This window comes from Streptococcus oralis, from assembly GCF_001075875.1.
GTDB classification, from domain to species: domain Bacteria; phylum Bacillota; class Bacilli; order Lactobacillales; family Streptococcaceae; genus Streptococcus; species Streptococcus oralis_I.
Genome location: NZ_JUOS01000125.1, coordinates 1 through 11,462, shown reverse-complemented (window position 1 = coordinate 11,462; position 11,462 = coordinate 1). Strand labels below are relative to the sequence as shown.

Annotated in this window: 12 protein-coding genes; 9 read left to right on the top strand and 3 right to left on the bottom strand. The window is 39.5% G+C overall.

All coding sequences use genetic code 11. The annotated features are described in order from the left end of the window. The first annotated feature begins 445 nt into the window (after positions 1-445). Positions 446-1,495: a DUF389 domain-containing protein gene (locus ADM33_RS07150; RefSeq protein WP_049504104.1), complete on the top strand. Its 1,050-nt coding sequence runs from the start codon at positions 446-448 to the stop codon at positions 1,493-1,495. Between the two features lie 212 nt (positions 1,496-1,707). On the opposite strand, the gene thrS is transcribed toward ADM33_RS07150, so the two are convergent. The 3 genes from thrS to ADM33_RS07135 form a co-directional block, all read right to left on the bottom strand. Next, a complete protein-coding gene (gene thrS / locus ADM33_RS07145) occupies positions 1,708-3,651 on the bottom strand; it encodes a threonine--tRNA ligase (RefSeq protein ID WP_049504102.1) in 1,944 nt (647 codons plus the stop codon). A gap of 56 nt (positions 3,652-3,707) precedes the next feature. Then, positions 3,708-4,031, bottom strand: a complete 324-nt coding sequence (locus ADM33_RS07140; RefSeq protein WP_004251229.1) for a MazG-like protein — start codon at positions 4,029-4,031, stop codon at positions 3,708-3,710. 256 nt (positions 4,032-4,287) lie between these two features. After that, a complete protein-coding gene (locus tag ADM33_RS07135; RefSeq protein ID WP_049504101.1) occupies positions 4,288-4,659 on the bottom strand; it encodes a hypothetical protein in 372 nt (123 codons plus the stop codon). Positions 4,660-4,863: 204 nt separating this feature from the next. Between ADM33_RS07135 and rpsO the strand changes: the two genes are divergently transcribed. From rpsO to ADM33_RS11740, 8 genes are all read left to right on the top strand, one after another. Then, positions 4,864-5,133, top strand: a complete 270-nt coding sequence (gene rpsO / locus ADM33_RS07130) for a 30S ribosomal protein S15 (protein WP_001018251.1) — start codon at positions 4,864-4,866, stop codon at positions 5,131-5,133. 725 nt (positions 5,134-5,858) lie between these two features. Then, on the top strand, positions 5,859-6,905 hold the full coding sequence (locus ADM33_RS07125; protein WP_049504098.1) for a FecCD family ABC transporter permease: 1,047 nt from the start codon (positions 5,859-5,861) through the stop codon (positions 6,903-6,905). A gap of 1 nt (position 6,906) precedes the next feature. Further along, positions 6,907-7,662, top strand: a complete 756-nt coding sequence (locus tag ADM33_RS07120; RefSeq protein ID WP_049504096.1) for an ABC transporter ATP-binding protein — start codon at positions 6,907-6,909, stop codon at positions 7,660-7,662. A gap of 22 nt (positions 7,663-7,684) precedes the next feature. After that, positions 7,685-8,695, top strand: a complete 1,011-nt coding sequence (locus ADM33_RS07115; protein WP_049504095.1) for an ABC transporter substrate-binding protein — start codon at positions 7,685-7,687, stop codon at positions 8,693-8,695. Next, positions 8,676-9,371, top strand: coding sequence for an alpha/beta hydrolase-fold protein (locus ADM33_RS07110; protein ID WP_049504093.1), 696 nt, complete (start codon positions 8,676-8,678; stop codon positions 9,369-9,371). The genes ADM33_RS07115 and ADM33_RS07110 overlap by 20 nt, the downstream gene beginning before the upstream one ends. A gap of 156 nt (positions 9,372-9,527) precedes the next feature. Continuing rightward, positions 9,528-10,871: a DEAD/DEAH box helicase gene (locus ADM33_RS07105; RefSeq protein WP_049504091.1), complete on the top strand. Its 1,344-nt coding sequence runs from the start codon at positions 9,528-9,530 to the stop codon at positions 10,869-10,871. A 170-nt stretch (positions 10,872-11,041) separates the two neighbouring features. Further along, the gene (locus ADM33_RS07100; protein WP_049504090.1) at positions 11,042-11,251 is read left to right on the top strand and encodes a hypothetical protein; all 210 of its coding nucleotides are present in this window, start codon (positions 11,042-11,044) and stop codon (positions 11,249-11,251) included. Positions 11,252-11,342: 91 nt separating this feature from the next. After that, the coding region (locus ADM33_RS11740; protein ID WP_239684822.1) for a fucose isomerase at positions 11,343-11,462 on the top strand (120 nt) is incomplete at its 3' end.

The following is an 11,462-nucleotide window of genomic DNA, read 5'->3' as shown; positions in this document are numbered from 1 at the left end:
CTGCGTCTTGCTCGACAATCCAAAGACAATTGAGAGGCTAGGACTTTTGTCCCAGCCTCTTTTTTAGTAGCTGGGATTTTGTACCAGGTTTTAACTCTTATTTCTCAACAGGTGATTTATTGGCGATATCAGCTAGGATTGCTGCTACAAACTCATCATCTTTAAACATTAAAAAGCTATCTACTTTCAGAGGAGATATCGTTTTTCTTCTTCTTCGGATAAGGATACAAAAATTTCTTCCCTTCTCTATCTTTTAAATTAATTGATTTCTTCAGGGAAAGACTGTAAAATTTTTGATATAATATGTAGGATGGACTGACGGATATTTAAAAGATAATGTTTAAAAGAATCACAGGTAAGAATTAAAAATATGTCAGTTTGGACAGAAGTCTCTCTACCATCATCCATTCAGAAACAAGATTATATGAAATAAAAGGAGTAACCAATGTCCGGAAACTATTCAACACGTGAATTCCGCGAGAAACTATATGATGACCTTCATGTTCGATTAAGAGATACACTGATTTTGATGTGTTCGATTTTTATTGCCTCTATAGGTCTAAATATGAATTCAACAGCTGTCGTTATTGGAGCCATGCTGATTTCCCCTCTTATGACACCGATTGTTGGACTGGGGTTTGGTTTAGCTATTTTTGATACGCGTTTAATCAAGCAATCTCTAGAGATTTTATTTACTCAAGTATTGGTCAGTTTACTTGTCTCGACTTTGTATTTCTGGATGTCTCCCTTATCTTATGCAAGTAGCGAGTTGATTGCACGAACCTCTCCAACCATTTGGGATGTTCTCATTGCTATTGCGGGTGGGATAGCAGGGTTCATTGGTTCAAGGAAAAAAGAAGCAAACAATATCGTACCAGGAGTAGCCATCGCAACAGCTCTGATGCCACCTATCTGCACTGCAGGCTATGGTTTAGCTAATGGAAATGTACGATTTTTATTTGGGGCCCTTTATCTTTTCTTGATCAACTGTGTCTTTATCATGCTAATCAACATTGTTGGAACAAGAATTTTTATGAGAAAATCTCCCTTAAGTTCATTTAATGAGCTAAGCATTAAATTGAGAATTGGGTTGATATCCTTGATTGTATTATTGGTCCTTCCAGCCAGCTATTCAGCAGTCACTCTGACGATGGATCAAGCGCGAAAAGAAGGGATCAAACAGTTTGTAGGAAATGAGTTCGCCAATCATACGGTCATTAATCAAGTCTACAAGTCAAGTAATAATGAATTGGTCTTGACGGTTGTTGGAGATCCGATTTCAGAAGAAGAATTAGAAACCATTCGCCAAAAACAAGCCTCTTACGGTATTCAATCTGTTCAATTGAAAGTCAAGCAATTCCATAATTCGGCAAAATTAGATAGTGAGACGACCAAGGAATTTTACGAAAACATTGACAAGTATATCGAACAAAAACTCTCTGAAAAAGATTTACAAAACGATCGCGCAAAAGAAAATGAAGCAGACAAGGATTGAGGATAGTCAACTTATCTAACTCATGGAAGCAAATCCTGGGAGGATATCCTATATCCAAAAGTTAATGGATAGAAAGGATTATTGATGAGGATACTATTTGTGGTGGTTTGACCAATCACTACTAGCTCAGGTTAAACAAAATATAAAAAGCAACAACGTTTTCAGTTGTTGCTTCTTTATTTAGCTAGAATTTTTATCCCAGGTTTTATCGTTTATTTTTCAACTCGTGATTTGTTAGCGATGTCTGTAAGAATCAATTCTACAAATGCATCTACCGGCATAGTTTCAGTTTCTTTTTGACCATAACGGCGAACGTTTACAGCCTTCTCTTCCATTTCCTTGTCTCCAACGATTAATTGGTAAGGAATCTTTTGAGTTTGAGACGCACGAATCTTGAACTGCATTTTTTCATTGCGCTCATCCACATCTGCACGGACACCACGGTCACGGAGCTTCTTAGCCACTTCCCAAGCGTAGTCCACATGTTTCTCGTTAGATACTGGGATGAGAGTTACTTGGTGTGGTGCAAGCCATGTTGGGAAGGCACCCTTGTAGTTCTCAATCAAGATAGCTGTAAAGCGTTCCATCGTTGAGATAACCCCACGGTGGATCATAACTGGGCGATGTTCTTCACCATCAGCTCCGATGTATTTGAGGTCGAAGCGTTCTGGGAGCAAGAAGTCAAGCTGGATAGTAGAGAGGGTTTCTTCTTTTCCAAGAGCTGTCTTAACCTGGATATCCAATTTTGGTCCGTAGAAGGCTGCTTCGCCTTCAGCTTCAAAGTAGTCAAGTCCCATGTCATCCATAGCTGATTTCAACATACGTTGAGCATTTTCCCACATTTCATCATTATCAAAATATTTGTGAGTATCTTGAGGATCACGATATGATAAACGGAAACGATAGTCAGTCAAGTTGAAATCTTCGTAAACATCTATAATCAATTGAAGCGTACGTTGGAACTCCTCTTTAATTTGTTCAGGTGTTACGAAAGTGTGACCGTCATTAAGTGACATTTCACGTACACGTTGAAGCCCTGTGAGAGCACCAGATTTTTCATAGCGGTGCATCATACCGATTTCAGCAATACGGATTGGCAATTCACGGTAAGAGTGAACGTGGTGTTTAAAGACTTCGATATGGTGAGGACAGTTCATTGGACGAAGAACGAATTCTTCCCCATCACCCATATCCATAGTTGGGAACATATCTTCACGGTAATGATCCCAGTGACCAGAAGTCTTGTAAAGTTCTACTGAGGCAATTGGTGGAGTGTAGACGTGTTGGTAACCAGCAGCGATTTCCTTGTCGACGATGTAGCGCTCCAATTCACGACGGATAGTAGCCCCATTTGGCAACCAGAATGGAAGCCCTTGACCAACCTCTTGAGAAATCATGAAGAGGTCAAGCTCTTTACCAAGTTTACGATGGTCACGTTCTTTGGCTTCTTCACGCATTTGAAGGTAGTTTTTCAAGTCTTTCTTGTCGAACCAAGCTGTACCGTAAATACGTTGCATCATAGCATTGTCGCTATTTCCACGCCAGTAAGCACCAGCTACGTTAAGAAGGTGGAAGATTTGGATACGACCAGTTGAAGGGACGTGTGGGCCACGGCAGAGGTCAACGTACTCACCTTGACGGTAGATGGTCAAACCACCTTCGTCTTTTGAGTGTTCTTCGATCAATTCTAACTTGTATGGATCGTTTTTGAAAATTTCACGCGCTTCATCTTTAGTCACTTCCTCACGAATAGATGGGAAGTTTTCTTTAACGATTTTTTGCATTTCTTCTTCGATACGAGGAAGATCTTCGTTAGAGATTTGACCCGCTTGGTTGTCTGTATCGTAGTAGAAACCATCTTCGATAGCTGGACCAACACCCAAGTGAATATCTGGGAAAAGGCGACGAGCTGCTTGGGCAAACAAGTGTGCAGCTGAGTGACGCAAGATTGGAAGGGCATCTTCGTGATCAGGTGTCACGATTTCGATGCTACCGTCTTCAGTTATAGCACGAGTAGTATCGATGAGTTTGCCGTTAAATTTACCAGCAAGAGCTTTTTTAGCTAGGGAATTGCTGATTGATTGGGCAATTTCAAAAGTTGTAACGCCAGATTCGAATTCACGAACAGCGCCATCTGGGAAAGTAATTTTAATCATGGTTTTCTCCTTTTTTATATTTCATAGTTTCTAAGCATTGACTTTTTATTATGAGACTACTTCCTAGTCTTAATGTTCAACTGCTTTTCTTTATCAGAGAGGAAGTTTTCCATTTCCGTCAGGATGTCTATATCCAAACGTTGAGAAAGTTCTACTAGCCACCAGATATTTTCTGAAAGTTTATGTTCCAGTGTGTAGGGTGTTTCATCATAGTAGCGTCCTTGCTTGGTCATCACTAATCGTTGGAAATTTCCAATATCATTCGATAAAGCCAAGAGGTCTTCTTCTACCGTCCACTTGGAATCATGATGCTTAACTTCCAGATCGTGATAAGCTTGTCGGATTGCCCAACTGCGCTCCACTAATTCTTGCAACTCCATAGTTAGTCTCCTCATAAAAAATTGCGACATCCTAAAAAGGACGTCGCAACGTGGTTCCACCTTCATTTATGTTCCTCAAAAAAGAGGGACACCTCTGATTGGCTCTAACGTAGCCACCGTTTTATGTTTGCATAAAAGTCAGTAGAGTAGTATCAGTATAGTCTTCCTATGCGTTCACAGCAACCACGCACTCTCTGGTAGAAAGGGGCTAAGTGACTTGTCTCTATGCATTATTATAGCATGATTGTGAGATTTTTCAAGGATTTTGTGAAAGTTTTTTGCTTTTCAGTTTTTGCATTAGATTCTTAATAGCTACACCGACAGCCATACCCGCGAGGGCAAAGATTTCATAGGCTAGGAAGTAGAGAAGGATAAATTCTCCGAAAGTAATGATGGTAAAGCCATAGAGTAAGCAACTAACTAGAAGCCAATAGAGTGAAAAACCAAATCGATAGCTATAAAGAAGCGAAACTATAAAAACTACGATAGGCGTAAGGATAAATATATTTAAAAGATAGAGCTCCGTTAGTTTTGGATTCTGTAATAGTAGTATAAATAATCCATAAAGTGGACAATAAAAGAAAAATACGACCAGATAGTAGGGGAGATATTTAAAGAATTTACGCATGGTAATCACCTCGTTATAAAACTATCAACTTAGATGTCCTTCCTATGAATATTATAGCATATTTGCAGTAAGAATAGTAAATCAGTTGACAAAGAAGTTAGTTATTGGTAGAATAGGAAATGTCGTAAAGACAAATAACTTCTTCTTGGTTACAGGCATGCCAACCTGTCACTCGGATGAAGCCAAATAAAAAGGAGAAACATCATGGCAATCTCAAAAGAGAAAAAAAATGAAATCATCGCACAATATGCACGTCACGAAGGTGATACAGGTTCAGTAGAGGTTCAAGTTGCTGTCCTTACTTGGGAAATCAACCACCTTAACGAACACATCAAACAACACAAAAAAGACCACGCTACTTACCGTGGATTGATGAAGAAAATCGGTCGCCGTCGTAACTTGCTTGCATACTTGCGTAAAAACGACGTTAACCGTTACCGTGAGTTGATTAACTCTCTTGGACTTCGTCGCTAATCTGCTTTATTTTCCACTTACATTGCGTTGTCACCTTACCTCGATATACTCAAGTATAATCTTCGGTTACGGTTCCTAGCACTGTAAGGTAAAATAAACCAGATCTTCTCCCTTCGGGGAGATTTTTTTGTTTCACTAAAATTTTTGTACAATCTTCGGCTTGCCGCCTAGTCTATAAACGTTTTATCCAGCAAGAATCATGATGCTAAGGGCGTTAAAAATCCGTATGAAAATAGGGAAAGGACACAGTGTTCGATGAACACAAGGAGTTTCATCTTTTTCACTAGGATTTTAGCCCGAGCTCAAATGAGCTCTCTGACTTCAGGGAGCTTTTTATTTTTTGCCAAGTGCTTAGGCCGTGTTCAATTGAGCATATCTTGAAAGTAAGGCTACTCGATTGAGTAGTCTTTTTATTTTTGTCACCTACCTCGATATACTCAAGTACAATCTTCGGCTTGCCGTCTAGTCTATAAACGTTTTATCCAGCAAGAATCATGATGCTAAGGGCGTAAGAAATCCGTATGAAAATAGGGAAACGACACCGTGTTCGATGAACACAAGGAGTTTCATCTTTTTCACTAGGTTTTTATCCCGAGTTCAAATCAGCTCTCTGACTTAAGAGGGCTTTTTTTGTGCATTTTTCTAGCCTTGTTCCTGATTTAGAAATGTGGTATACTATTTATGAAAATTGTCTAAAATTTTAATTTTTGTTAAAGGAGGGTTTCATGCTTTCCAAATCTTCTGGAAGCCATCAAAACCTGCGATATGTTTTTCTCCTATCTCTGTTGCTCGGAACTTTGGGAGTTTCTCTATTTTTGGCTGTTTCTATGGGTTCTGTTCAAATTAGCTTGAGTGATACTTATCGGATTATTTTGAGTAAGATGGGGGCCCCTCTGGATATAGGAGAACTTTCGAAGTCTACACTTGCTATTGTTTGGAATATGAGATTACCACGGGTTTTTCTTGGTTTGATAGTTGGTGCAGGCCTTTCCATGTGTGGTAGCGTCATGCAGTCCACAGTCAATAATCCAATCGCAGAGCCGTATGTGTTAGGAATTTCAGCTGGTGCAACCTTTGGAGCAACTTTGAGTATTATTCTTGGATTTAAAGTTTTGATTGGTCTAGGTTCTTTCCTTGGAGCGCTTGTGGCAACAGTTGCAGTCCTTCTGATTGCTTCTATGCAAGGCAGGATGACAACTTCCAGCCTGATTTTATCAGGAACGGTCGTGAATGCGCTATTTTTGGCTTTTTCAAACTTTATTATCTCTATTGGTGCCAATGCTGATAGCGTTATGACCATCAAGTTTTGGACCATGGGTTCCTTAGCGGGAACCTCCTGGGCTCACTTAACTTTGCCAACAGTAGTAGTGGGAATAGCTTTCTTATTTTTCTCTACCCAATATCGTGTTTTTAATGCCATGATGATGGGAGATGAGGCGGCTTTGACCTTGGGAATTCCCTTGCGTTTTTACTGGTATCTCTATGTGACGATTGTGGCTATAATGACAGCAATCTTGGTATCGACCTGTGGGATTATTGGTTTTGTTGGCCTTATCACACCTCATCTAGCCCGAAGTTTGGTTGGGACAAATTACAGAAGGCTATTTCCGATAGCTACTTTACTAGGTGCCCTCTTTGTCGTTTGGGCAGATGTTCTTGCTCGTGTCTTGATTCAGAATGCTGAACTTCCGATTGGTATCTTCACAGCCTTAGTAGGTGCACCTTTCTTTATCTACATGGTTGGAAGTAGACGAAGGGAGGTGAGGGTCTGATATGGACTTAATGTGTCAGGATATTCACTTTGGAATCGGAGAGAAAAAAATTCTCAAAGGGGTCTCACTTAAACTTGAGGGCAACCAATTTCATACCATTTTGGGGCCCAATGGAAGTGGGAAGACTAGCCTACTGAAACTCCTCTATCGCCAGGAAAAACCGAATCAAGGCTTGATTTCTCTAGATGGAAAGCCACTGGAACAATTGAGCGTCAAGGAAACGGCAAAGCAGATGGCAGTCGTCACGCAGTTTAATCAGTTACAATTTGATTGTACGGTTGAGGAAATTGTCATGCTGGGCAGAACACCCCATCTCTCTTTCTTACAAAAGGAAAAAGACAGTGATTTTTCTCTGGTTGAGGATGCTCTGGTCAAGGTAGATATGCTCGAAAAGAGAAATCGACTTTACTCTTCTTTGTCAGGAGGAGAGAAGCAGCGAGTTTTGTTGGCACGTGCCTTGGCACAAGAACCGACTCTCCTGCTCTTAGACGAACCAACCAATCATTTAGATATCAAGTACCAGCTAGACTTGTTAACCATTGTCAAAAATCTTCAGATCAATGTGCTAGCTGTCTTGCATGATATTCAGCTAGCTTGTCGCTATTCAGACTATCTCTACCTAATGAAAGAAGGGGAGATTGTTTACCAAGGAACTCCAAAAGAGACCATCACACCCGAGTCATTGCAGGCTATCTATGACGTCCAAAGTAAGGTAACTTGGACAGAAGATCAGCAAGCTATGATTCACTATTTATAAAAAATGAAAAGGAAAACAAAACATGAAAAAATCACTTAGTATATTGCTCCTAACAGTAGCTACCTTAACTTTAGCAGCTTGTGGAAATAGTGCAACAGAAAAAGCTACCACACAATCAAGCGCAGAGACAAGTCAAAAATCTACTACAGAAACCAACTATCCTGTAACCATCAAAACTTATGATGCCAAAGGAAATGAAGTCGAACAAGTTTTTGAAAAGGCACCTGAAAAGGTCATCACCAACAATCTTTCAACAACTGAAATCCTACTTGAACTCGGTTTGAAGGATAAAATTGCCGGTATGCTTAATCCTGATAATGCAGTAACTGGTAAATACAAGGATGCCATTGAAGCCATCCCTCATATTGGGGATAAAAAATCAGTCTCACAAGAAACGGTTCTTTCTTATGAACCAGACGCCTTGATGGGACGCAACATGATGTTTTCTGAAAAGTCAATGGGGACTATCAGTGCTTGGAATGAAAATAAAATCCCTGTTTATACGCAAAAAGCCTCACTTTCAAATATCCAACAGGATTTGGGAAATATCGTAGAAGATGTGAAGAATCTTGGTACCATTTTCAATGTCCAAGACAAGGCAAACCAATACGCAGAGCAATTGCAAGCTAAAATCGATGCGGTTAAAAAAGCCAATCCAGAAACACAGGGTGAAAAGAAAAAAGCTTTGATTATGGTTGCTTATAACGACGAAACCTTTGGTGCCTACAAGTCAGCCCTTCAAGAAAGTTTGCTCAACCAACTTGGTTACACAAATGTCGCAACAGGAACATCTGGTTTGACTTTAGAAAATCTAGTATCAATGGATCCAGAGTTGATTATCTATGTAACCAGCGACCGCAATCAAAAATTGGATGAAAAAGCAGTGGATTTGATGAAGGCAAATGCTGTTTTGGAAAATGTACCAGCAATCAAGAATCAAAAAATCATGACCATCTCTTACGATGAGTTGATGGACTACGGTCCAGCAGTGATTGATTCCCTTGAAAAAATCAATGACTTTATCAAGAAATAAGGAGTTTAACTGGGAAGGGATTCGTGTTAAAGTCAGTCTTCCTTCAAACTATGACTCTAAACAAGCCTACCCAGTTGTGCTCTTAAACGATGGGGAACTAGATTATTTGTCAGACCTGTCCCAATCTGTGATTTTGGTGGGTTTGATCCCAGAAAATCGTCTGGATGACTTTACACCTTGGAAAGCTAGTGCGTTGAAAGAAGGGGCGCCAGATTTCGGTGGGAAGGGAGACGACTACCATCAGAAGCTCTTTCAAGGAATTCTAACAACTCTGAAAAAGGATTACTTGATTGATGAAAGTAGGATTGCTTATGGTGGCTATTCACTGGGCGGTCTTGCAGCTGTTTATAGTCTCTATAGTAGTCATCTTCCTGTGACCTGTATCTTTTCTATCTGTGGTTCTTTCTGGTATCCAGAATTTATAGACTTTTGCAGGGAACATACTTTGATGCAGAGCCAAAGCCTTATTTATCTGCAAAATGGTCAGACAGAAGGTTCCAATCATTCCAACCGTCTGTCTAAGGCTCCTCTTTTTGCAAGGGAACTTCATGATCTGATTTCAGAAGCAGTTCCCTCAACATATTCCACCTTTGATGCATATGGGCATCATGAAGCTCTCGACCAACGCTATCAACAGTTTTGTGATTGGCTAATGAAAGAATGGGATCTTAAATAAAAAAGCGATACTCTCTGTTTATGATGGACAGAGAGTATTTTTCTTGTCTTTATTTGTCTATATTTTGAAATTTTCGTGGGTTTATCTAAATTGAAAGTTTAACTGAAATGCATCAAAATGTGGTATAATGAGTAGATAGATAGAATCGAGGATATTATGTCATTTACGAAATTTAAGTTTAAAAAATATATAGAAGAAGCTTTGGAGGAGTTGAAGTTTACGACTCCTACCGAGGTGCAGGATAAGTTGATTCCTATTGTCTTGGCTGGTCGAGACTTGGTTGGTGAATCAAAAACAGGTTCAGGGAAGACTCATACTTTCTTGCTTCCAATTTTCCAACAGTTGGATGAAGAGAGCGACAGTGTACAGGCAGTTATCACAGCTCCTAGTCGTGAGTTAGCAACTCAGATTTACCAAGCGGCTCGCCAGATTGCAGCACATTCAGAAGTTGAAATTCGTGTTGCCAACTATGTGGGTGGGACAGACAAGGCGCGTCAGATTGAAAAACTGGCAAGCAACCAGCCCCATATTGTTATCGGAACACCAGGTCGTATCTATGATTTGGTAAAATCGGGTGATTTGGCTATCCACAAGGCTAAGACCTTTGTAGTCGATGAAGCTGATATGACCTTGGATATGGGATTCTTGGAAACAGTTGATAAGATTGCAGGTAGCCTTCCCAAGGACTTGCAGTTTATGGTCTTTTCAGCAACTATTCCGCAAAAACTGCAACCATTCTTGAAAAAATACTTGTCTAATCCAGTTATGGAAAAAATCAAGACCAAAACAGTTATCTCAGATACCATTGATAACTGGTTGATTTCGACTAAAGGTCGTGATAAGAATGCCCAGATTTATGAATTGACTCAAGTCATGCAACCATATCTAGCCATGATTTTTGTCAATACTAAGACACGTGCAGATGAATTGCATACATACTTAACAGCCCAAGGCTTGAAAGTAGCTAAGATTCACGGAGATATTGCTCCTCGTGAACGTAAACGTATCATGAATCAGGTGAAAAACCTTGATTTTGAGTACATCGTTGCGACTGACTTGGCTGCGCGTGGGATTGACATCGAAGGTGTCAGCCACGTTATCAATGATGCCATTCCACAAGACTTGTCTTTCTTTGTTCACCGTGTCGGACGAACTGGACGTAATGGTTTACCAGGAACAGCCATTACACTTTACCAGCCTAGTGATGACTCAGATATTCGTGAGTTGGAAAAACTAGGAATCAAGTTTACTCCTAAGATGGTTAAAGACGGAGAGTTCCAAGATACTTATGACCGTGACCGCCGTGCTAATCGTGAGAAGAAACAGGAAAAACTGGACATCGAAATGATTGGCTTGGTTAAAAAGAAAAAGAAAAAAGTCAAACCAGGCTATAAGAAAAAAATCCAGTGGGCCGTCGATGAAAAACGCCGTAAAACCAAGCGAGCAGAAGGTCGTGCTCGCGGACGTGCAGAGCGAAAAGCCAAACGTCAAACATTTTAAACATGAAACAGTAGAACCAGTGGTTTTACTGTTTCGGATAGTTCTACATCTGGATTGTCAGAATTCATAAGTAGATGATGTTAAAAACTTAAAATTTAATCTGAACATTCTTTTAATTTTCTGAAGTTTATAATATACTTAAATTAAAAGTAGATTGTAGGAGAAGTTAAATGAAAGATTTTAAAGATTTTATTGCTGGGATTGGTGAAATAAATGTTATTGCTTATTTGATATATGTGTGTACCGGTCTCGCTTCTCTCTTTCATATATTGATCATCGGTTCAGAATTGAGTACTGGAAAAATAGTTTTAACCATCTTAGGTATACTTTACGTTATCCTTTTAACGATTGCTAGAATTTATCGAAAGTTTTTCTGGTAAGAATTAGAAAGAAATATAAAAACCCCATCAGAAATTTGAACTGCACCCCAAAAGTTATACAGAAAAAATCTAACTTTTGGGGTGTTTTATTATGAAATTGAATTATGAAGATAAAGTTCGGATTTATGAACTAAGAAAGCAAGGACAAAGTTTCAAACAGCTTTCGAAAAGATTTAGTGTGGATGTTTCTGGTCTAAAGTACATGATGAAA